The 21,911-nt window shown below is 60.8% G+C and carries 21 protein-coding genes; 16 read left to right on the top strand and 5 right to left on the bottom strand.

Annotated features, from left to right (window positions below; translation table 11 throughout):
• Positions 1–31 precede the first annotated feature (31 nt).
• Both clpS and clpA read left to right on the top strand, forming a co-directional pair.
• Entirely contained in the window at positions 32–382 is a 351-nt protein-coding gene (clpS, locus tag AC1D1Z_RS07885; protein WP_017988219.1) for an ATP-dependent Clp protease adapter ClpS, read from the top strand.
• 10 nt (positions 383–392) lie between these two features.
• A complete protein-coding gene (clpA, locus tag AC1D1Z_RS07880) occupies positions 393–2,885 on the top strand; it encodes an ATP-dependent Clp protease ATP-binding subunit ClpA (protein WP_018241881.1) in 2,493 nt (830 codons plus the stop codon).
• A gap of 72 nt (positions 2,886–2,957) precedes the next feature.
• Here the strand turns inward: clpA and AC1D1Z_RS07875 are convergent, their stop codons facing one another.
• The 4 genes from AC1D1Z_RS07875 to AC1D1Z_RS07860 all read right to left on the bottom strand — a co-directional run bounded on the left by AC1D1Z_RS07875 (position 2,958) and on the right by AC1D1Z_RS07860 (position 6,000).
• Positions 2,958–3,389 carry an HIT family protein gene (locus tag AC1D1Z_RS07875; protein ID WP_115157594.1) on the bottom strand — a complete coding sequence of 144 codons (432 nt, stop codon included), beginning with the start codon at positions 3,387–3,389 and terminating at the stop codon, positions 2,958–2,960.
• Positions 3,390–3,544: 155 nt separating this feature from the next.
• Positions 3,545–4,735 (bottom strand): GNAT family N-acetyltransferase, encoded by a 1,191-nt coding sequence (locus tag AC1D1Z_RS07870; RefSeq protein WP_477850055.1) that lies wholly within the window; start codon positions 4,733–4,735, stop codon positions 3,545–3,547.
• Positions 4,736–4,813: 78 nt separating this feature from the next.
• Entirely contained in the window at positions 4,814–5,533 is a 720-nt protein-coding gene (locus AC1D1Z_RS07865) for a glycerophosphodiester phosphodiesterase (RefSeq protein WP_018445469.1), read from the bottom strand.
• Entirely contained in the window at positions 5,530–6,000 is a 471-nt protein-coding gene (locus AC1D1Z_RS07860) for a RidA family protein (RefSeq protein ID WP_130716330.1), read from the bottom strand. Before AC1D1Z_RS07860 ends, AC1D1Z_RS07865 begins: the two co-directional genes overlap by 4 nt.
• Before the next feature lie 136 nt (positions 6,001–6,136).
• On the opposite strand from AC1D1Z_RS07860, the gene AC1D1Z_RS07855 reads away from it, so the two are divergent.
• From AC1D1Z_RS07855 to lpxB, 14 genes are all read left to right on the top strand, one after another.
• On the top strand, positions 6,137–6,973 hold the full coding sequence (locus tag AC1D1Z_RS07855) for a cell envelope integrity EipB family protein (RefSeq protein WP_018241886.1): 837 nt from the start codon (positions 6,137–6,139) through the stop codon (positions 6,971–6,973).
• A gap of 374 nt (positions 6,974–7,347) precedes the next feature.
• A complete protein-coding gene (gene rpsB / locus AC1D1Z_RS07850; RefSeq protein WP_003559062.1) occupies positions 7,348–8,115 on the top strand; it encodes a 30S ribosomal protein S2 in 768 nt (255 codons plus the stop codon).
• 240 nt (positions 8,116–8,355) lie between these two features.
• A complete protein-coding gene (gene tsf / locus AC1D1Z_RS07845; protein WP_018241887.1) occupies positions 8,356–9,282 on the top strand; it encodes a translation elongation factor Ts in 927 nt (308 codons plus the stop codon).
• 96 nt (positions 9,283–9,378) lie between these two features.
• Positions 9,379–10,101: a UMP kinase gene (pyrH, locus tag AC1D1Z_RS07840; RefSeq protein ID WP_003539289.1), complete on the top strand. Its 723-nt coding sequence runs from the start codon at positions 9,379–9,381 to the stop codon at positions 10,099–10,101.
• A 51-nt stretch (positions 10,102–10,152) separates the two neighbouring features.
• The gene (gene frr, locus AC1D1Z_RS07835) at positions 10,153–10,713 is read left to right on the top strand and encodes a ribosome recycling factor (protein ID WP_018241888.1); all 561 of its coding nucleotides are present in this window, start codon (positions 10,153–10,155) and stop codon (positions 10,711–10,713) included.
• Between the two features lie 37 nt (positions 10,714–10,750).
• On the top strand, positions 10,751–11,494 hold the full coding sequence (locus AC1D1Z_RS07830) for an isoprenyl transferase (protein WP_028732002.1): 744 nt from the start codon (positions 10,751–10,753) through the stop codon (positions 11,492–11,494).
• On the top strand, positions 11,494–12,324 hold the full coding sequence (locus AC1D1Z_RS07825; RefSeq protein WP_477850050.1) for a phosphatidate cytidylyltransferase: 831 nt from the start codon (positions 11,494–11,496) through the stop codon (positions 12,322–12,324). Before AC1D1Z_RS07830 ends, AC1D1Z_RS07825 begins: the two co-directional genes overlap by 1 nt.
• A 28-nt stretch (positions 12,325–12,352) precedes the next feature.
• Positions 12,353–13,486 (top strand): RIP metalloprotease RseP, encoded by a 1,134-nt coding sequence (gene rseP / locus AC1D1Z_RS07820; RefSeq protein WP_018241891.1) that lies wholly within the window; start codon positions 12,353–12,355, stop codon positions 13,484–13,486.
• A 199-nt stretch (positions 13,487–13,685) separates the two neighbouring features.
• On the top strand, positions 13,686–16,025 hold the full coding sequence (gene bamA / locus AC1D1Z_RS07815) for an outer membrane protein assembly factor BamA (RefSeq protein WP_113542290.1): 2,340 nt from the start codon (positions 13,686–13,688) through the stop codon (positions 16,023–16,025).
• A 50-nt stretch (positions 16,026–16,075) separates the two neighbouring features.
• The gene (gene lpxD, locus AC1D1Z_RS07810; RefSeq protein ID WP_018445462.1) at positions 16,076–17,143 is read left to right on the top strand and encodes a UDP-3-O-(3-hydroxymyristoyl)glucosamine N-acyltransferase; all 1,068 of its coding nucleotides are present in this window, start codon (positions 16,076–16,078) and stop codon (positions 17,141–17,143) included.
• Positions 17,136–17,603, top strand: coding sequence for a 3-hydroxyacyl-ACP dehydratase FabZ (fabZ, locus tag AC1D1Z_RS07805; RefSeq protein ID WP_168299889.1), 468 nt, complete (start codon positions 17,136–17,138; stop codon positions 17,601–17,603). The genes lpxD and fabZ overlap by 8 nt, the downstream gene beginning before the upstream one ends.
• A complete protein-coding gene (lpxA, locus tag AC1D1Z_RS07800) occupies positions 17,600–18,418 on the top strand; it encodes an acyl-ACP--UDP-N-acetylglucosamine O-acyltransferase (RefSeq protein WP_018241895.1) in 819 nt (272 codons plus the stop codon). Before fabZ ends, lpxA begins: the two co-directional genes overlap by 4 nt.
• A 3-nt stretch (positions 18,419–18,421) precedes the next feature.
• A complete protein-coding gene (locus tag AC1D1Z_RS07795; protein ID WP_018241896.1) occupies positions 18,422–19,303 on the top strand; it encodes an LpxI family protein in 882 nt (293 codons plus the stop codon).
• Positions 19,300–20,478 carry a lipid-A-disaccharide synthase gene (lpxB, locus tag AC1D1Z_RS07790; protein ID WP_283185009.1) on the top strand — a complete coding sequence of 393 codons (1,179 nt, stop codon included), beginning with the start codon at positions 19,300–19,302 and terminating at the stop codon, positions 20,476–20,478. The genes AC1D1Z_RS07795 and lpxB overlap by 4 nt, the downstream gene beginning before the upstream one ends.
• A gap of 31 nt (positions 20,479–20,509) precedes the next feature.
• On the opposite strand, the gene gltA is transcribed toward lpxB, so the two are convergent.
• Positions 20,510–21,799, bottom strand: coding sequence for a citrate synthase (gltA, locus tag AC1D1Z_RS07785; RefSeq protein WP_477850045.1), 1,290 nt, complete (start codon positions 21,797–21,799; stop codon positions 20,510–20,512).
• Positions 21,800–21,911: the final 112 nt, after the last annotated feature.

Below are 21,911 nucleotides of genomic sequence, written 5' to 3'. Positions count from 1 at the left end.
CTCCGCTGGATTGCTTGAGGAATAAATGACAATGATCGCAAAGCCGATCCGGATGCAGAACGACAGCGAAAGGAACGGGGACAACGCAAATCGAACCTCGGTCATCACGCGCACCAAGCCGAAGACCAAGAAGCCCAATCTTTATCGTGTGCTGCTTTTGAATGACGACTACACTCCCATGGAATTCGTCATCCATATTCTGGAGCGTTTTTTTCAGAAGGATCGTGAAAGTGCCACCCGCATCATGCTCCATGTCCATAACCACGGCGTCGGCGAATGCGGAATATTCACATACGAGGTAGCGGAAACGAAGGTCAGCCAGGTGATGGACTTCGCCCGGCAGCACCAGCATCCGCTGCAATGCGTCATGGAAAAGAAGTGAGGATCTGAACGTGCCAACATTTTCGCCTAGTTTAGAGAAGGCGCTCCATCAGGCACTGACCTTTGCCAACGAGCGGCACCACGAATATGCGACGCTCGAGCATCTGCTGCTTGCCCTGATCGACGATGCCGATGCGGCCGCGGTCATGGGTGCCTGCAATGTCGATCTCGACGCGCTGCGCAAGACGCTCGTCGAATATGTCGATAACGAACTTTCCAACCTGATCACCGGTTATGACGAGGATTCGAAGCCGACCTCCGGCTTCCAGCGCGTCATCCAGCGTGCCGTCATCCACGTGCAATCGTCCGGTCGCGAAGAGGTGACCGGGGCCAACGTGCTCGTCGCGATCTTCGCCGAGCGCGAAAGCCACGCCGCTTATTTCCTGCAGGAGCAGGAGATGACCCGCTACGATGCCGTCAACTACATCTCCCACGGCATCGGCAAGCGCCCGGGCGTTTCCGAAGCGCGTCCCCCGCGCGGCGCCGAAGACGAAGCCGAAAGCAGCAAGCCGACGGCGCGCGGCGGCGAGGAAGAGGGCGGCCCCAAGAAGCAGCAGGATGCGCTCAAGGCCTATTGCGTCAATCTCAACGAGAAGGCCAAGGGCGGTAAGATCGATCCGCTGATCGGCCGTCACGCCGAGGTGAGCCGCACGATCCAGATCCTGTGCCGCCGTTCGAAGAACAATCCGCTCTATGTCGGTGATCCCGGCGTCGGCAAGACGGCGATCGCCGAAGGCCTTGCCAAGCGCATCGTCGAAGGCAAGGTCCCGGAAGCGCTCGCCGATGCGACGATCTTCTCGCTCGACATGGGCACGCTTCTGGCCGGCACGCGCTACCGCGGCGATTTCGAGGAGCGCTTGAAGCAGGTCGTCAAGGAACTGGAAGAATATCCGGGCGCCGTGCTCTTCATCGACGAGATCCACACGGTGATCGGCGCCGGCGCCACCTCGGGCGGCGCAATGGATGCGTCGAACCTCCTGAAGCCGGCCCTGTCATCGGGCGCGATTCGCTGCATCGGTTCGACCACCTACAAGGAATACCGCCAGTTCTTCGAGAAGGACCGGGCGCTGGTCCGTCGTTTCCAGAAGATCGACGTCAGCGAGCCGTCGATCGATGATGCGATCGAGATCATGAAGGGCTTGAAGCCCTATTTCGAAGAGTATCACCACCTGCGTTATTCGAACGACGCCATCAAGTCGGCCGTCGAACTGTCGGCCCGCTACATCTCCGACCGCAAGCTGCCCGACAAGGCGATCGACGTGATCGACGAAACCGGTGCGGCCCAGATGCTGCTGCCGCCGTCCAAGCGCCGCAAGCTGATCACCGAAAAGGAGATCGAGGCGACGGTCGCCACGATGGCGCGCATTCCGCCGAAGACCGTCTCCAAGGACGACGAGGCCGTGCTCGCCAATCTCGAGCAGGAACTGCGTTCGGTGGTCTACGGCCAGGATATCGCGATCGAAGCCCTTTCGACCTCGATCAAGCTGGCGCGTGCCGGTCTTCGCGAGCCGAACAAGCCGATCGGCGCCTATGTCTTCTCCGGTCCGACTGGCGTCGGCAAGACCGAGGTGGCAAAGCAGCTGGCATCGTCGCTCGGCGTCGAACTCCTGCGCTTCGACATGTCGGAATATATGGAGCGGCACACGGTTTCGCGTCTGCTCGGGGCGCCTCCCGGCTATGTCGGCTTCGACCAGGGCGGCCTTCTCACAGATGGCGTCGACCAGCACCCGCATTGCGTGGTTCTGCTCGACGAAATCGAGAAGGCGCATCCCGACATCTACAATATCCTGCTGCAGGTCATGGACCACGGCACGCTGACCGACCATAACGGCAAGAAGATCGATTTCCGCAACGTCATCCTGATCATGACGACCAATGCGGGCGCATCCGAAATGGCCAAGGCGGCGATCGGCTTCGGTTCGTCCAAGCGCACCGGCGAGGACGAGGAAGCGCTGACCCGTCTGTTCACGCCGGAATTCCGCAACCGTCTCGACGCGATCATTCCTTTCGCGGCGTTGCCGACGGCCGTCATCCACAAGGTCGTGCAGAAGTTCATCATGCAGCTGGAGGCCCAGCTTTCCGAAAGGAACGTCACCTTCGACCTGCATGAGGATGCGATCGCCTGGCTGGCGGAAAAGGGTTACGACGAGAAGATGGGCGCCCGCCCGCTTGCTCGCGTCATTCAGGATACGATCAAGAAGCCGCTCGCCAACGAAATCCTCTTCGGCAAGCTGAAGAAGGGCGGCGTCGTCAACGTCACCGTCGGCCCGAAGGAAGATGGCAAGCCCGGCATCGTGCTGGAAGCCATTTCGGAAACGGCGCCGATCAAGCCGAAGCCCGAAGCCGAGGTCGTGCATCCCGAAGGCGATGATGGGGATGACGGCGAGCTGAAGACGAAGGCGGCCCGCAAGACCCGCGCCAAAGCAGTGCCGCAGGCCGAGCCTGAGGTCCGCGACGCCCCGAAAAAGGGAAGCGCGGTTCCGAAGGTTCCACGCAAGAAGTAAGATACCGTCACCGAATTGGAAAAGGCCGCGTTCTCAGCGGCCTTTTCGTTTTCAGGCATCGGCAGGGACCGGTTACGCCAGCGCTGCCCTGATCTTTTCGGCATTGGCGGCGAGCACGGCGCCGTCCTCCATCTTGCCGGAATGCGGCTTGAGAGCCACGCCCTCATGCCTTGGGATGACGTGGAAATGCAGATGGAACACCGTTTGCCCGGCCGCCGGTTCGTTGAACTGGGCGATGAACACGCCATCGGCGTCGAAGACGTCCTTGACCGCATTGGCGACCTTCTGGACGACTGATATCGCATGGGTGAGGGTGGCTGGATCGGCATCGAGGAGATTGCGGGACGGCGCCTTGGGAAGGACGAGCACATGGCCCGGCGCCTGCGGCATCACATCCATGAAGGCGATAGTATGCTCGTCCTCGTAAACCCGGTGCGAGGGGATTTCGCCGCGGAGGATCTTGGCGAAGATGTTGTTGTCGTCATAAGCGGCCGGGCTGGTCATCACGAAATCTCCTCGTTTTTCACAGCGCCGTGCGTCTTTTCAAACGCGCCAAGGACGCTGTAGCACTTTGAATTGCTGCATAGTTTTATCCTTAAATCGATTCCGATTTAAGGAATATGCGTCGTTGAGCGGGTAGCGCGGCCGGTGCGGCGGCGTCAATCCTCCTGCAGACGTTCGCCCTTGCGGAAAGGACTGTGCTCGGTCAGCAATTCGCTCATCTGTTCGACATCGGCGCGCTCGCGCGCGAGATAGTCGCCGATCGCCCGGCGAAGGCCGGCATGAGCGACATAATGGGCGGAATGCGTCGTCACCGGCAGATAGCCGCGGGCGAGCTTGTGTTCGCCTTGCGCTCCGGCCTCTACCCGTTTCAACCCTTTCGAAAGGGCGAAGTCGATCGCCTGGTGATAGCAGACCTCGAAATGCAGGAAGGGATGGTCCTCGATGCAGCCCCAGTGACGGCCGTAGAGTGTATCGCCGCCGATGAAGTTGATCGCGCCGGCGATATAGCGCCCGTCGCGCCTGGCCATGACGAGCAGGATGTCGTCGGCCATGCGCTCGCCAATCAGCGAGTAGAACTTACGGGTGAGGTAGGGCCGGCCCCACTTGCGCCCGCCAGTATCCATATAGAATTTGAAGAACTGGTCCCAGATGCGTTCCGTCAGGTCGCGGCCGGTCAGCCAGTCGATGCTGATACCGTTTTCGAGGGCGGCGCGGCGCTCCTTGCGTAACGCCTTGCGTTTGCGCGAGGCAAGCGTTTCGAGAAATTCCTCGTGATTGGCATAGCCGTCATTGATGAAATGGAACTGCTGATCGGTGCGGTGCAGATAGCCGTCCATCTCGAAGACGCCGATCTCTTCGTCCGGCACGAAGGTGATGTGGGCCGAGGAGATGCCGAGCCGCCGCACCACCTCCTTCAGGCTTTCGGCGATCGCGCTCTGGATCGGCAGCCGCTGCAGCCCCTCGGCGACAAGAAGACGCGGGCCTGTCGCCGGCGTGAACGGGATCGAGCACTGAAGTTTCGGATAATAACGCCCGCCGGCCCGCTCGAAGGCGTCGGCCCAGCCATGGTCGAAGACATATTCGCCCTGGCTGTGGTTCTTGAGATAGCCGGGCAGGGCACCGATCAACTCGCCGCGATCGGTCTCGAGCAGCAGATGGTGGCCGAGCCATCCCGTCTCTGCGTCGGCCGAGCCGGATTCCTCCAGCGACGATAGAAAAGCGTGTGAAACGAAAGGGTTGTAGGCAATCGTAGCGCAGGTCTTCGACGCTCCGGAAAGCTTGGCCCAGCTCTCCGGGGAAATCGCGGTGAAGGAGCGTTCGACGCGAATGGATAGTTCGTCAGTCATCGGACAAATGCGAAGCCTGTGGGAGGATGGTTTCGGCTCTGTCTCAGTCTGCGCATGATCTTGGCCAAAAAGCGAGCGTCAAGCAGCCACACGCGGATCGAAGCCTTCGAAGGTCATCTGGTCTGCGTTTGCGAATGTAAGCCGGCGCGCCGCTTCGTCACGCACCGTCCAGGTGATGACAGGAATGCCCTTTTCGCGTTCGCTGGTGATAAAGGCGTTCGGCAGATCGCCATAATGATAGGAGATGAAATCGAGACCGATCTCCATCGCCTTCGCATGCGTCTTGAACGCCTCCGGCGTGTTGCCGTCGGCCGTCAGCCCGAGCGGGTAAGGTGCGCCAAGCGCCTTCAGATCGCGCAGCAGCCAGTGGTCAAAACTCATCAGCGCCACCTTGCCCTCATAGCCTTCGAGCACCTCGAGCACGGCTTCGGCGAAACCTTCGTCATCGGCCTCCCGCCCCTTGAGTTCTAGCACCAGCGGCACCTTGCCCTTGACGAGATCGAGGAGCTGGCGCAGCGTCGGCACCTTGTCGCTGGTGCCGCCGATGGCGATCAGTCCGAGTTCCCGGGACGTGCGCTCGCGGATGTCGCCGTGGAGGTTGCATAGGCGCTGCAGGTCCTCGTCATGAAAGATGACCGGTACGCCGTCGGAGGCGTAGTGCAGGTCGCATTCGATCGCAAACCCCGCTTCGACGGCGCGCGAGAAGGCGGAAAGCGTGTTTTCCCAGACATGCGTGTTGAGATCGTGATAGCCGCGATGGGCGACCGGCAGGTCTCTGATCCAGGCAACATTGGTCATTCTGCGATTTCCATGATAGCGTCTATCTCGACGGCGGCATTCAGCGGCAAGGCCGCCATGCCGACAGCGGCACGCGCATGTTTGCCGGCTTCGCCAAGCACGCCGGCAATCAGGTTCGAAGCGCCGTTGATGACGAGATGCTGCTCGACGAACTCGGGCGCCGAGGCGACGAAGCCGTTCAGCTTGATGACGCGCCGGATACGGCCGAGATCGCCGCCAAGTGCCGCCTTTGCCTGGGCAAGGATGTTGATGGCGCAGAGTTCTGCGCCGCGCTGGCCCGTTGCAACGTCGACGGTCTTGCCGAGATGGCCCGAGACAGTGACCTTGCCGCCTTCGAGCGGCAGCTGGCCGGAGATGTAGAGAAGATTGCCGCTGATCACATAGGGAACGTAATTTGCAGCAGGTGCTGCGGCTTGGGGCAGGGTTATCCCCATCTCAATCAGGCGCGCTGCAATTTCATCGGACATTTTCGTCTCCGCTTTTGTTGTCAATTCTTCAAAAATTATGCATCAAGACTAGAATCTTTAATATGACAGTTTCGAGCCTCGATTTGGCCGAAAGCGTTCTTATAACATCGCGACCGAGTCCAACAGGAGTTAATGAATGTTCCGATCGAGTCTTGTCGCTCTGCTTCTCGCCAGCGTTTCCGCCAATGCATGGGCGGCTGCGCCCGCGGTTAGCGCTGCGATCGCGACCGGCCTCGTCGCACATCGCGCCGTCTACGATCTGGAACTGAAGGACGCCTCGGACCGCTCTGGCATCGCCGGCATGTATGGTCGCATGGTCTATGAGTTCGACGGCAGCTATTGCCAGGGCTTCACCACCAATTTCCGCTTCGTGACACAGATCGACACCGGCGACAGCGTGCGTGTCAGCGACCAGCAGACGAAGACCTTCGAGAACCTGAAGGACGGCAAGTTCACCTTCGACACCAAATCCTTCACCGACGAGCAGCTCGACAAGGAGGTCAACGGGGCGGCGCAGGACCAGCCGGATGGTGTCAAGGTCGATCTCAAGCAGCCGGCGAACCGTGAACTGCAGCTTGCTGAAAGCCGTTTTCCCACTGAACATATGCTCGATGTGATCCAGCATGCCAAGGACGGCAAGCGTTTCTTCGAGGCGCGCGTCTTCGATGGTTCCGACGACGGCGACAAGTCGCTGGCGACGACGACGATCGTCGGCAAGCAGGAGACGCCGATCGCCGAGGAAGCCGATGCCGGCAATGCCGGCGCCTTCTCGAAGACGGCCTTCTGGCCGGTGACGATCGCCTATTTCAACGAGAATGCGAAATCCGATGCTTTGCCGGTCTACCGCATGTCTTTCAAGCTCTATGAGAACGGCATCACCCGCGACCTGACGATGGATTACGGCGATTTCGTCCTGACCGGCAAGCTCGCCAAGCTGGAGCTGCTCGACCGCAAGGCCGAGGTTTGCAAGTAGGCGACGAGATCTCGCCTGTCATAAAACTGTATCGTAAAATTCACTATGGTTCGGCGATCAGCGATGACTGAGTCGCGTCTGTCGTCCTGGTTTTCGGGTCGGTGCGATCCTGTTGCCGGCCGAGGTCGATGCCATCCTGCCGATGCCGAATGCAGGCGTCATGCTGTCGCTGCTGCCGACGCTGGCAAGCTGAGCCGCCAGGTTTTTTCGGCATAAGCCTTGCTTTTGCGCCAAATCGAATGTATGGGCACCGGCATTCCACACGTAAGGCATGGGATCGTCCGGGAGAAATCCGGGCTGTTCCGCCCGGTGGCATCCTCGAAGAGGGTGCTGTTCGCCTTGCGGAGGTTCAACCGGAAAAGGAGTAACAAGGCATGGCATTGCCTGATTTTTCTATGCGCCAGCTTCTTGAAGCAGGCGTCCACTTCGGCCACCAGACGCATCGCTGGAACCCGAAGATGAAGCCGTACATCTTCGGCGATCGCAACAACATTCACATCATCGATCTGGCCCAGACCGTTCCGATGCTGTCGCGCGCCCTTCAGGTCGTCAGCGACACCGTTGCCCGCGGCGGCCGCGTTCTCTTCGTCGGCACCAAGCGCCAGGCGTCTGAGATCATTGCCGACAGCGCCAAGCGCTCGGCCCAGTACTACGTCAACTCGCGCTGGCTCGGCGGCATGATGACGAACTGGAAGACGATCTCCAACTCGATCCAGCGCCTGCGCAAGCTCGACGAGATCCTGAACGGCGAAGCCCAGGGCTTCACCAAGAAGGAACGCCTGAACCTCGAGCGCGAGCGTGAAAAGCTCGACAAGGCCCTCGGCGGTATCCGCGATATGGGCGGCACGCCTGACCTGATGTTCATCATCGACACCAACAAGGAAAAGATCGCGATCGACGAAGCCAAGCGCCTCGGCATCCCGGTTGTCGCCATCATCGATTCGAACTGCGATCCGGACCTGATCGACTATCCGATCCCGGGTAACGACGACGCATCGCGCGCGATCGCTCTTTACTGCGAGCTGATCTCCCGCGCCGCCATCGACGGCATCGCCCGTCAGCAGGGCTCTTCCGGCCGCGATCTCGGCGCATCCTCCGAACTTCCGGTCGAACCGGCTCTCGAGGAAGCAGCCGAAGGCTGATGAAAGCGGGCGGATCCAAAGATCCGCCAAAGCTTACAGAGACTGGGAAAGGCCGCTCGCGACTCATCGAAGTTCGGCGGCCTTGCCTGTTTCAGGGCGAAGGCATCAGGCTCTTCGCCAGAGAAGTTTCGTTATGGCGCGTCTTCATCACGCTGTCATACATACAGGTACATTTCGTGCCTCAATCCGGTGCTGAGCCGCGCTTTACGGCCCACCGTATGAACCGACAAGAGGAAGCTAATGAGCGAGATTACGGCTGCAATGGTGAAGGAACTGCGCGAAAAGACCGGCGCAGGCATGATGGACTGCAAGAAGGCTCTTGCTGAAACCGGTGGCGACATGGAAGCGGCGATCGACTGGCTGCGCGCCAAGGGCATCGCCAAGGCCGACAAGAAGTCCGGCCGCACCGCTGCCGAAGGCCTCATCGGCGTTTCGAGCCAGGGCACCAAGGCCGTCGTCGTCGAAGTCAATTCCGAAACCGACTTCGTCGCCCGTAACGATGCCTTCCAGGAACTCGTCCGCGGCATCGCCAAGGTCGCCGTCTCGACCGACGGCACGGTCGACGCCGTTGCCGCTGCGACCTACCCGGCATCCGGCAAGTCCGTTTCCGACACGATCAAGGATGCGATCGCCACGATCGGCGAGAACATGAACCTGCGCCGTTCGACCGCTCTCTCGGTCGAGGACGGCGTCGTCGCCACTTATATCCACAATGCTGTTTCCGACGGCCTCGGCAAGCTCGGCGTTCTCGTGGCGCTGAAGTCGACCGGCGACAAGGAAGCCCTGAACGCCATCGGCCGTCAGGTCGCCATGCACATCGCGGCGACCGCGCCGCTGGCGATCCGCCCGGAAGAAGTCGATGCCGCCGTCGCCGAGCGCGAGCGCAACGTCTTCATCGAGCAGTCGCGCGCTTCCGGCAAGCCTGACAACATCATCGAAAAGATGGTCGAAGGCCGCATGCGCAAGTTCTTCGAGGAAGTCGCTCTTCTCTCGCAGGCTTTCGTCATCAATCCGGACCTGACGGTTGCTGCCGCCATCAAGGAAGCTGAAAAGGCCGTCGGCGCGCCGATCGAAGTTGCCGGCATGGCCCGTCTGCTGCTCGGCGAAGGCGTCGAGAAGGAAGAAACCGACTTCGCGGCCGAAGTTGCGGCTGCCGTCAAGGGTTGATCTTCCAGTCATAATTGGGAAAACACGAAGGGCATCGCGTGACAACGCGGTGCCCTTCGTGTATCGGGCATTCACGGCAATTTACGAGGAGCCAAGATGTCTTTAGAGCCTGTCTATAAACGCGTTCTACTCAAGGCTTCCGGCGAAGCGCTCATGGGTGGCCAGGGTTTCGGGATCGATGTGACGGTGGCGGACCGCATTGCATCCGACATAGCCGAGGCACGGCATATGGGCGTGGAAGTCGGCGTCGTCGTCGGTGGCGGCAATATCTTCCGCGGTGTCGCGGTGGCGTCCAAGGGCGGCGACCGGGTCACCGGCGACCATATGGGCATGCTCGGCACCATCATCAACGCGCTGGCGCTGGCGACCTCGCTGCGCAAGCTGAACATCGATACGGTGGTGCTTTCGGCCATCTCCATGCCCGAGATCTGCGAGAGCTTTTCGCAGCGCGCAACCCTTTATCATCTGTCGATGGGACGCGTGGTGATCTTTGCCGGTGGCACCGGCAACCCCTTCTTCACCACCGATTCCGCCGCAGCACTTCGCGCCGCCGAAATGGGCGCGGAAGCGATCTTCAAGGGTACGCAGGTGGACGGCATCTACACCGCCGACCCGAAGAAATATCCCGATGCGACTCGCCTCGACCGCTTGACGCACCAGGAAGTGCTGGACAGGGGGCTTGCGGTGATGGACGTTGCCGCCGTGGCGCTCGCCAGGGAAAATTCCATTCCGATCATCGTCTTCTCGATCCACGAGAAGGGTGGTTTTGCTGAAATCTTGACGGGCGGTGGCCTCAAGACCATCGTCTCCGACAACTGATAAAGCTGCGCCGCGGTTTCGGCGCAGCCCTCGCCAGACGGGAGCATCGACATGAGTGAAGGTATCGATATCAAGGAACTGAAGCGCCGCATGGACGGCGCCATTTCCGCATTTAAGAGCGACATCGCATCGCTGCGCACCGGCCGTGCTTCGGCCAACATCCTCGACCCGGTGACGATCGAGGCCTATGGTTCCCGCATGCCGCTGAACCAGGTCGCCAACATCACCGTGCCCGAACCGCGCATGCTGTCGGTTTCCGTCTGGGACAAATCGATGGTCAGTGCTGTCGAGCGCGGCATCCGCGAATCCAATCTCGGCCTCAACCCGATCGTCGACGGCCAGAACCTGCGCATTCCGCTGCCGGAACTGAACGAGGAGCGCCGCAAATCGCTCGTCAAGGTGGCGCACGACTATGCCGAAAAGAGCAAGGTGGCGATTCGCCATGTCCGCCGCGACGGCATGGACGGCTTGAAGAAAGCCGAAAAGGACGGCGTCATCGGCCAGGACGAGAGCCGGGCGCAGTCGGAACGTGTACAGAAGATGACGGACGAGACGATTTCCGAAATCGACCGCTTGCTTGGCGAGAAGGAAAAGGAAATCATGCAGGTCTAGTGGATCTGTGCCTTTGCCTGGAAAGACCGGACGGGAAATGTCGGAATCTATATTTGTGACTGTGCCAGAGCATGTTGCCATCATCATGGACGGCAATGGCCGTTGGGCCAAGCAGCGTGGTCTGCCGCGCACGATGGGCCATCGCAAGGGCGTCGAGGCGGTGCGCGAGACAGTACGCGCCGCCGGTGCGGCCGGCATAAAATATCTGACCCTCTTTGCCTTCTCCTCGGAGAACTGGCGCCGGCCAGAAGCCGAGGTCTCCGATCTGCTCGGCCTGCTCAAGGCTTTCATCCGGCGCGACCTCGCCGAGCTCCACCGCCAGAACGTGCGGATCAAGGTGATCGGCGACCGCCACAGCCTGCGCAGCGATATTCTCGGCCTGCTTCTGGAGGCGGAGGAGACGACCAAGGACAACACGTCACTGACGCTCGTCATCGCCTTCAACTATGGCTCGCGCGACGAGATCGCCCGCGCCGTGGTGAGCCTCGCCAGGGATGTCGAGGACGGCCGCCTGAGGGCGCAGGATATTACACCCGCGCTGATTAACGCCCGCCTCGATACCGCGGGTATCCCCGACCCGGATCTTATTATTCGCACCAGCGGCGAAGAGCGGCTTTCCAACTTCCTCCTGTGGCAGGCCGCCTATTCGGAATTCATCTTCCTTCCGGAATACTGGCCGGATTTCAGCCCTGAGATCTTCCGCTCGGCGCTCGAGAAATTCGCCTCTCGCGACCGGCGCTTCGGCGGCCTGTCGTCGCAGGCGGCTGCGGTCGGCACCTGATGCAGAGGGAACTGAAGCTCCGCATCGTTTCAGGATTGATTCTTGCGGCCATCGTTCTTGCCGCCACCTGGTATGGCGGCCTTGCCTTCCGTATCCTGGCGGTCGCCATTGGCCTGCTGATCTACTATGAATGGTCGAAGATCACCGGAATCGCGCGGGATTGGATCGTCAATGCCGTCGGCTGGATCGGTGAGGCGGCGGTCGCCTTCCTCGTGCTTGTCGGCAATTTCGAATTCGCCGCCGGCATGTTGGCCGGCGTCACCGCCGTCGGCATAGCCCTGGTCATCCTGCATGGTACGAGCCGCTGGTTGCCAGTGGGCCTGTTTTATGCCGGCGTCACCGGCCTGACGCTTGCCGCGATCAGAAGCGATGACCGGCTTGGCCTTTACGCCATGCTCTTCGTTTTTGCCGTCGTCTGGGCGACCGATATCCTTGCCTATTTCGTCGGCCGGGCGCTCGGAGGACCGAAGCTTGCTCCTTCGATCTCGCCGGGAAAGACCTGGTCCGGCGCAATCGGCGGCGCCGTTTCGGCGGTCGCAGCCGGCGTCGTTCTCATCCATTTTCTCCTTCCGGGCGCTGAAATCATCGCCGCCTTCGCAGCGCTTGTTCTCTCCATTTGCAGCCAGTCCGGCGATCTTTTCGAATCGTTCATCAAGCGGAGATTCGGCGTCAAGGATTCCAGCCGTCTCATTCCGGGCCATGGCGGCGTCATGGACCGTGTCGACGGACTGATTTTTGCCTGTTTTTCGGCGTTCTTGCTTGCAGGGCTTTTTTCCCTGATAAAGGGGACCGGAATGACGTCGCTTGGCGCGGCATTGTTCGGACTCTGACAACGCGGCAGTCTGACGGAAGGCACTCATGGAAACGCTGAGCGGCATATACGCATTTTTGATGGGGAATATCGTTACCTTCATCCTCGTGCTGTCTCTGCTCGTCTTCGTGCATGAGATGGGCCATTACCTCGTCGGGCGTTGGAGCGGCATTCGCATCCTTGCCTTTTCCGTTGGCTTCGGTCCGGAGATATTCGGCTTCACCGATCGCCACGGAACGCGTTGGAAGATCGCGGCGATCCCGCTTGGCGGCTACGTCCGGTTCTTCGGCGACGAGGATGCCTCGAGCAAGCCCGACACCGACAAGATCGCCGCCATGTCCGAGGAAGACAGGGCGCGCTCCTTTGCTGGCGCCAAGCTGTGGAAACGCGCTGCAACCGTCGCGGCTGGCCCGATCGCCAATTTTCTGCTGGCGATCGCCATCTTCACCATTCTTTTCTCGGTCTATGGCCGCACGATCGCAGATCCTGTCGTTGCCGAGGTCAAGCCTGATGGCGCCGCGGCTGCCGCTGGCGTGCTTCCAGGCGATCTATTGGTCGCCATCGATGGCGGCAAGGTTGAGACCTTCGACGACGTGCGCCGCTATGTCAGCATCCGTCCGAGCCAGAAGATCGTCGTGACCATCGAGCGTGGTGGGCAGAAGCTCGATCTGCCGATGGTGCCGCAACGCGTCGACATGACTGACCAGTTCGGCAACAAGGCTGAGGTCGGCCAGATCGGCATCGTCACCAACCAGCAGGCCGGCAATTTCCGCCTGCAGACCTATACGCCGCTGCAGGCGCTGCGTGAGGCTGTGCTCCAGACCCGGGATATCGTTACCGGCACCTTCAAATATATCGCCAACATCTTCAGCGGAACGATGCGCGCCGATCAATTGGGTGGGCCGATCCGCGTGGCGCAAGCTTCGGGCCAGATGGCGTCGCTTGGGATAGGCGCGGTGTTGCAGCTTGCGGCGGTGCTTTCTGTTTCGATAGGATTGCTTAACCTGATGCCGGTTCCGGTACTTGATGGCGGCCACCTGATGTTCTATGCGGTGGAAGCGGTGAGGGGGAAACCGCTGGGCTCTTCGGCCCAGGAAATTGCCTTTCGCATCGGCCTGGCGATGATACTGACATTGATGGTTTTCACGACCTGGAACGATATTGGCTCGCTGAGAGGGTAAACGAGCAAGGCGAGGGTAATTACTATTTATTTACGATGTTTCAAGGCTGTAGTGGCGAATGGGTCACGCTTGCAAATGAAGTAAACAGAAATTAACGACCTGCCTTGCTTGTATGTCAAAAGCGGGTAAAACGACACACGTGACCGGAATCGGGTTCTCCTGGAACCGGGGACGAGGGAAACAAAAGGTAATGGGTGAAATGAAGGCTGGTTCAAAGTTTTTGAACGCAGTATCGGCGGTTGCGCTGTCTGCTAGTGTTGTTGCTTCGGGCGCAGGTGCTTTGACGTTCGTTTCCGCTACGGCCGCTGAGGCCGCGGTTATCCAGCGCATCGATGTGCGCGGCGCAAGCCGTGTCGGCGCGGAAGCCGTTCGGTCGAACCTCACCATCGCTCCTGGAAAGAGTTTTTCGAACAGCGATATCGATGCATCGGTCAAGCAGCTCTACGGGACGGGTTACTTCTCTGACGTCAAGATCTCGGTCTCCGGAAGCACGCTCGTCGTCAACGTTCAGGAAGCCCAGCTCGTCAATCAGGTCGTCTTCAACGGCAACCGCAAGATCAAGGACGACAAGCTCGCGACGATCGTCCAGACCCACGCTGCTGGTCCCTACAGCGACACCCAGATCCAATCCGACATTCAGTCGATCAAGGAAGCTTACGCTGCCACCGGCCGCAGCGAGGTTGAAGTCACGACGCAGGTGGTGCCGCTCGGCGAAGGCCGCGTCAACCTCGCCTTCGTCATCAACGAAGGTGATCGCACCAAGATCGATTCGATCAACTTCGTCGGCAACAATGCCTACAGCGCCGGCCGCCTGGCTGCCGTCATCAACACCAAGCGTTCGAACTTCCTGTCGTTCCTGACACGCAAGGACGTCTATAACGAAGACAAGCTCCACGCCGACGAAGAAGCGCTGCGCCAGTTCTATTACAATCGCGGCTACGCCGACATGCGCATCGTTTCTTCCGATGCCGCCTTCGACGACGCGACCAACAAGTACACGCTCACCTTCAACATCGAGGAAGGCCAGCGTTACGACTTCGGACCAGTGACCGTCCAGTCGACCGTCGAAGGCGTCGGCTCCGACCAGTTGCAGCCGCTCGTACGCACTCGCGAAGGCCAGGTCTACAACGCCAAGGAAGTGCAGAAGTCGATCGAGGCGATCTCCGATCAGGTGGCGTCTGCCGGTTATCCCTTTGCGCGCGTCACGCCGCGCGGTAACCGCGACCTCAACAACAACACGATCGGTGTCGAATATCTGGTCGACCAGGGCGAGCGCGCCTATGTCGAGCGCATCGAGATTCGCGGCAACAGCCGCACGCGCGACTACGTCATCCGCCGTGAATTCGACATGAGCGAAGGCGACGCCTTCAATCAGCAGATGATCACCAAGGCCAAGCGTCGCCTCGAAGCGCTCGGCTATTTCTCCTCAGTCAACATCTCCACCCAGCCGGGCAGCTCCCCGGACCGGGTCGTGGTGGTTGTCGATGTGCAGGATCAGTCGACCGGTTCGTTCGGTGTCGGTGCGGGTTATGCCGCCGGCGGCGACGGCCTGCTGCTCGAAGCCTCGATCGAGGAAAAGAACTTCCTCGGCCGCGGCCAGTATATCCGCATCTCGGCCGGCGGCGGTCAGGAAGGCTCGCGCGCCTACGGCGTCAGCTTCACCGAGCCTTATTTCCTTGGCTACCGTTTGGCGGCAGGATTCGACGTCAACCGCAGCGAAACGTCGAGCAATGACAACTACGATTACGAGGAAACCAGTGTCGTCCTGCGCGTCACCGCGCCGATTACCGAGGATCTGGCGACGACCTTCCGTTATAACTACAAGCAGATGAAGTATGACGCTGATAACAGCGATCTTTCCGATCTGTCTGCTCCGTATCAGCACCTGGTAGAGGACAGCCCGTGGACACGTTCTTCCGTCTCGCAGACGCTGACCTACAACACGCTTGACGACACGGTCCTGCCACGCGAAGGCATCTATGCGACGGCGACGCAGGAAATTGCCGGTCTCGGCGGTGACTCGCAGTTCTACAAGATCTACGGCAAGGCTCGTTACTACCGTCTGCTCGCCGACGATGCCGATATCATCGGTTCGGTCTCGGCTTCGGCGGGTTATGTCATCGGCTTTGGCGACCATCTGAACGTCTTCGACCAGTTCACGCTGACCAACGGTGACATTCGTGGCTTCGAAAACAAGGGTATCGGCCCGCGCGTTTCCGGTACCAACGACGATCCGCTGGGCGGTACCACTTATTTCACAGCATCGGCCGAAGCGACCTTCCCGATGCCCGGCTTCCCGCGTGACTTCAACCTGCGCGGCGCGGTCTTCGCCGACGCCGGCACGTTGTTCGGCAACGACGTTGACCTGAGGGGCGACGGCATCGAAGGCGAAGACGCCTCCCTGCGCGCTTCCGTCGGTGTCGGTGTCGTCTGGCAGTCTCCCTTCGGTGCGTTGCGTCTGGATTACGCGATCCCGGTCCTCAAGGAAGACTTCGACAAGACGCAGAACTTCAAGTTTGGCATCAACAACCAATTCTGATATCGGCAGTCCGGAACTGTAAGACTCAATTCCGTTCTGGAGCATTGCCGATGGAGCAAAACGTTTTCTTTCTGCCCCATGAAGGTCTGAAGCTCGCTGAGCTGGCAGAGTTTCTTGGGGCGGAACTTGTCAATTCCGACCATGCCGGTGTTATTGTCAGGTCCGTTGCCCCCATCAGCCGGGCACGGGCAGGCGATGTCTGTTATATCCTGTCGCGCCGCAGCCGCGATGAGCTGGCGACATGCGAAGCCTCGGTGGTGATCTGCGACAAGGCGCTTGCTGATCTCGTACCTCAGCATATCCCGGTCATTCTGTCGTCCAATCCGCATGCGGCCTTCGCGATGGCGGGCGGCCTGCTTTATCCCGCAGCCTTGCGCCCGGTCACCTTTTCGCCAGGTGAAGGCGAGATCGCGCCAAGCGCGGTGATCGATCCGAGCGCCAAACTCGAAAAAGGTGTGATCGTCGAGCCGATGGCCGTCATCGGTGCGCATGCCGAGATCGGCGAGGGGACGCGCATTGGCGCGCAGAGCATCATCGGTCCGGGCGTCAAGATCGGCCGGGATTGTTCGATTGCGGCCGGTGCGAGCATTCTCTGTGCACTGCTCGGCAATGGCGTCATCATCCACAACGGCGTCCGCATCGGCCAGGATGGTTTCGGCTACGCGCCGGGTCCTCGCGGCATGATCAAGATCGTCCAGATCGGCCGGGTGATCATTCAGGACAATGTCGAGATTGGCGCAAACACCACGATCGACCGCGGCGCCATGGACGATACGGTGATCGGCGAGGGCACCAAGATCGACAACCAGGTCCAGATTGGCCACAACGTTCAGATCGGCCGCCATTGCGCCGTCGTTGCGCAGGTCGGCATCGCCGGTAGCGCGAAGATCGGCAATGGCGTGCAGATCGGCGGCCAGGTCGGCATCAAGGGGCACGTGACGATCGGCGACGGCGTGCAGATCGCCGCCCAAAGCGGTATCATGACCGATCTTGCCGCCGGCGGACAATATGGTGGCACACCTGCGCGTCCGCTAAATGACTATCTGAGAGATGTCGCGCAAATGATGTCCAAGACGAGAGTGCGCGGGAAGAAACCTGGAGGCGAGCAAAATGACTGAGGAAGCCACGACAACGCTTTCTTCGGCTGACATCATCGAGATCATGAAACTGCTGCCGCATCGCTACCCGTTTCTCATGGTCGACAGGATCATCGAGATCGACGGCGACAACACAGCGATTGGCATCAAGAACGTCACCGTGAACGAACCGCATTTCACTGGCCATTTTCCGGAATCTCCGATCATGCCCGGCGTTCTCTTGATCGAGGGCATGGCCCAGACCGCGGGTGCGATCTGTGCCAAGAAGGATGGCCAGCCCGGCAACCTCGTTTATTTCATGACCATCGAGAATGCGCGCTTCCGCAAGCCCGTCGTACCCGGCGATCGTGTTGAATTCCATGTCAAGAAGCACAAGCAGCGCGGCAATATCTGGAAATTCCATTGCGATGCCAAGGTCGACGGCGCGCTTGTCGCCGAAGCCGATATCGGCGCGATGATCGTTCGTAAGGATCAGGCATGAGCACTATCGCCGAAAGCGCCCGCATTCATCCGATGGCCGCCGTCGAAGACGGTGCTGTTATCGGTGAGGGCGTCAAGATCGGTCCCTTCTGCCATGTTGGGTCGCACGTCGTCCTGCATGCGAATGTCGAGCTTTTGTCGCATGCGGTCGTTACCGGCCGCACTGTGATCGGCAAGGGCACGCGCATCTTCCCGATGGCGGTCGTCGGCGGCGATCCGCAGAGCGTGCATCACGGCGGCGAGGAAACGACGCTGACGGTCGGCGCCAACTGCACGATCCGCGAAGGCGTGACGATGAACACCGGCACGGCCGATTTCGGCGGCCAGACGATCGTCGGCGACAACAACCTCTTCCTTGCCAATTCCCATGTCGCGCATGACTGCCGGGTCGGCAATCACGTGATCATGTCGAACAACGTCATGCTCGCCGGTCATGTCGTCATCGAGGATCGCGTCATCCTGGGTGGTGGCTCGGCCGTTCACCAGTTCACCCGCGTCGGCCGTCAGGCCTTCGTCGGCGGGCTCTCGGCAGTGAGCTACGACGTGATTCCCTACGGCATGCTGAACGGCAATCCCGGGCTGCTGAGCGGCCTCAACGTCGTCGGCATGACGCGCGCCGGTGTCGACCGCGCCGTCATTCATAGAGTGCGCCGCGCCTACAAGTCGATCTTCGAAGGAACGGGCTCGGTCCGCGAAAACGCCGCCGCCATCCGCGAAGAATATGCCGATTGCGAGCAGGTGGTCCACATCCTCGATTTCATCGCCGCTGACAGCGACCGCGCCTTGTCCTCGCCGACCCGGGGACAGAAGGGCTAGTCCGTGACTTTATCCGGCGACACCGCTGCGGGCCGGCTGGCGATCATCGCCGGCGGCGGCCTTCTGCCTTCCTATGTCGCCGAAGCCGCGCGAGCGGCGGGCGAAAATCCCGTCATCGTCGCGCTGAAGGACGAAAGCGACCGGCGCTGGGAAGGGTATGACCATGCCGTCATCGGTATCGGCGATTTTGCAGCTCTCGAGGGCCTCTTGAACCGCTACGGCATCGGCCGTGTCGTCATGTCCGGCAGCGTGCGGCGCCGGCCGGAATGGCGCGAGGTGCGCCCGACGCTGCGCACTCTGATGAAGATGCCGGCCGCGATCCGCACCTTGCTGTCCGGCGGCGACGATACGGTGCTGCAGATGGTGATCCGGCTGATCGAGGGAAACGGCCGGCGCGTCGTCGGTGCCCATGAGATCGCCCCCGACCTTCTTGCCGCCGTCGGCCCGCTCGGCACGGCGATACCGGGCGAAGAAGACCGGCGCGATATCAACCGCGCGGCGGAAGCCGCCGAAATGCTCGGCCGGCTCGATGTCGGCCAGGGCGCCGTCGCCATCGGCGGGCGTATCGTCGCGCTGGAGGGTCTTGAGGGCACGGACGAGATGCTGGAGCGTGTCGCGGGTCTCAGAGCCGCCGGGCGCATCTCGCCGCGCCGCCGCGGCGCGCTTGTCAAGCTCTGCAAGCCGCAACAGGATATCCGTGCAGACCTGCCGGCGATCGGCGTTTCCACGGTCTTGAACGCGAGGAAAGCCGGCCTTGCCGGCGTCGCCGTCGAGGCCGGCCGCTCGCTGGTGCTCGATCGCGCCGCCGTCATCAAAGCCGCCGATGAGGCCGGGCTTTTCGTCTGCGGCATCGATCGCGGCCTGCCGTCATGGGGGCTCGAATGAACGGGGCGCCGCTGAAGATCGCCGTCATTGCCGGCGAGGTGTCGGGGGATCTGCTTGGAGCAGATCTCATCGCCGCCCTTAAGCGGATTCATAGCGGACCGTTGGAACTCGTCGGCGTCGGCGGCGAGGGGCTGCAGGCGGAAGGCTTGCGATCTCTGTTCGATTTCTCCGAGCTGTCGATCATGGGCATCACCCAGGTGCTGAGCCGGCTGCCGAAGCTCTATACCCTGATCCGCCAGACGACGGCTGCCATCATTGCCGCAAGGCCTGATATACTTCTCATCATCGATAGCCCGGATTTCACCCATCGTGTCGCCAAGCGTGTCCGCACCGCGCTGCCCGATCTGCCTGTTGTCAATTACGTCTGTCCGAGCGTTTGGGCCTGGAAGGAATATCGCGCCACGCGCATGCTCGGCTACGTCGATCATGTGCTCGCCGTCCTGCCCTTCGAGCCGGCAGTGATGCGCACGCTCGGCGGGCCTGAGACCACCTATGTCGGCCATCGCCTGACCGCCGATCCGGCGCTGCTCGAAGCGCGGCGGCTGCGCACCGGGCGCGCACCCGTCAGCGAAGCGGGCAAGACGATCCTGATGCTTCCTGGGTCAAGATCCTCCGAAATCAGCAGGCTGCTGCCGTTTTTCGAGGACGCGGCCAGGGATCTCGTCGCCCGCAACGGCCCGATGCGTTTCTTGCTGCCCACCGTGCCGCACAATGAAGCGCTGGTGAAGGGTCTCGTCGCCGGCTGGGCCACGCCGCCGGAGGTCGTGGTCGGATCCATGCAGAAGTGGAAGGCCTTTGCCGAAGCGGATGCCGCGATGGCGGCTTCCGGTACGGTAATCCTCGAACTCGGCCTTGCCGGCGTGCCGACGGTGTCCGTCTATAAGACGGATTGGATCATCAGCCTGCTGACCAAGCGCATCAAGGTATGGACGGGCGCATTGCCCAATATCATCGCCGATTATGCCGTCGTGCCGGAATATCTGAACGAGGTGGTCCGCGGCGCCAGCCTGGCGCGCTGGATGGAGCGGCTGTCGGCCGATACGCTCCAATTGAAGGCAATGAACGAGGGTTACGATCTCGTCTGGCAACGCATGCAGACCGAAAAGCCGCCCGGCGAGCACGCCGCCGAGATCCTTCTCGACGTGCTGAAAAAGAAAAAACCCGGTCGTTTCTGACCGGGTTTTCTTTTGGGTTCTTTTAAAGCGATCAGCGCTTCGAAACCGGGATGTAATCGCGCTTCGGTTCGCCGACATAGAGCTGGCGCGGACGGCCGATGCGCTGTTCCGGATCCTCGATCATCTCGTTCCACTGCGCGATCCAGCCGACGGTGCGGGCAAGCGCGAAGAGCACGGTGAACATGGTCGTGGGGAAGCCCAGCGCCTTCAGCGTGATGCCGGAATAGAAGTCGATGTTCGGATAGAGCTTCTTTTCGATGAAATATTCGTCGGAGAGCGCGATGCGCTCCAGCTCCATCGCCACTTCGAGCAACGGATCATCCTTGATGCCGAGTTCGCCAAGCACTTCATGCGTCGTCTTCTGCATGATCTTGGCGCGCGGATCATAGTTCTTGTAGACGCGGTGACCGAAGCCCATCAGGCGGAACGGATCGTTCTTGTCCTTGGCGCGGGCGATATATTCCGGAATGTGGTCGACCGAGCCGATCTCGTTCAGCATGTTGAGCGCTGCTTCGTTGGCGCCGCCATGCGCGGGGCCCCAGAGGCAGGCGATGCCGGCAGCGATGCAGGCGAACGGGTTGGCGCCCGACGAACCGGCGAGACGGACGGTCGAGGTCGAGGCGTTCTGCTCATGATCGGCATGCAGGATGAAGATGCGGTCCATGGCGCGGGCAAGCACCGGATTGACCACATATTCCTCGCAAGGCACGGCAAAACACATGCGCAGGAAGTTCGAGGCGTAGTCGAGGTCGTTCTTCGGGTAAACGAAGGGCTGGCCGATATGGTACTTGTAGGCCATGGCGGCAAGCGTCGGCATCTTGGCGATCATGCGCAGGCTGGCGACCATGCGCTGGTGCGGATCGGTGATGTCGGTGGAGTCGTGGTAGAAGGCCGACAGCGCGCCGACGCAGCCGCACATGACGGCCATCGGATGCGCATCGCGGCGGAAGCCGGTGAAGAAGCGGCTCATCTGCTCGTGCACCATGGTGTGGTGCGTGACGCGATAATCGAAATCCTTCTTCTGCACGGTGGTCGGCAGTTCGCCGTAAAGCAAGAGGTAGCAGACCTCGAGGAAGTCGCCATGTTCGGCGAGCTGCTCGATCGGATAGCCGCGATGCAACAGGACACCTTCGTCGCCGTCGATGTAGGTGATTTTCGATTCACAGGATGCAGTCGACGTGAAACCCGGATCGTAGGTGAAGGAAGCCGTGTTCTTGTAGAGGGCACCGATATCGATGACGCTCGGGCCGATCGTTCCGCTTTTAACGGCAAGGTCGACTGATTTGTCACCGATTTTTATTGTAGCGCTTTGATCCGTCATGCTGATCCTCCGAAATGGCGGTGGCGCCATAAAAGCGCCATAGGGGTTAAGCGTCCTCACCGATAGCTATATGATCGCGAGGCTAATGCCAAGTTACCGTGATGGCATTTTG

The sequence above is a fragment of the Rhizobium sp. P1_E1 genome, assembly GCF_056406015.1.
The sequence above is the reverse complement of the archived record's forward strand: the minus strand, read 5'-3'. Positions and strand labels throughout refer to the sequence as shown.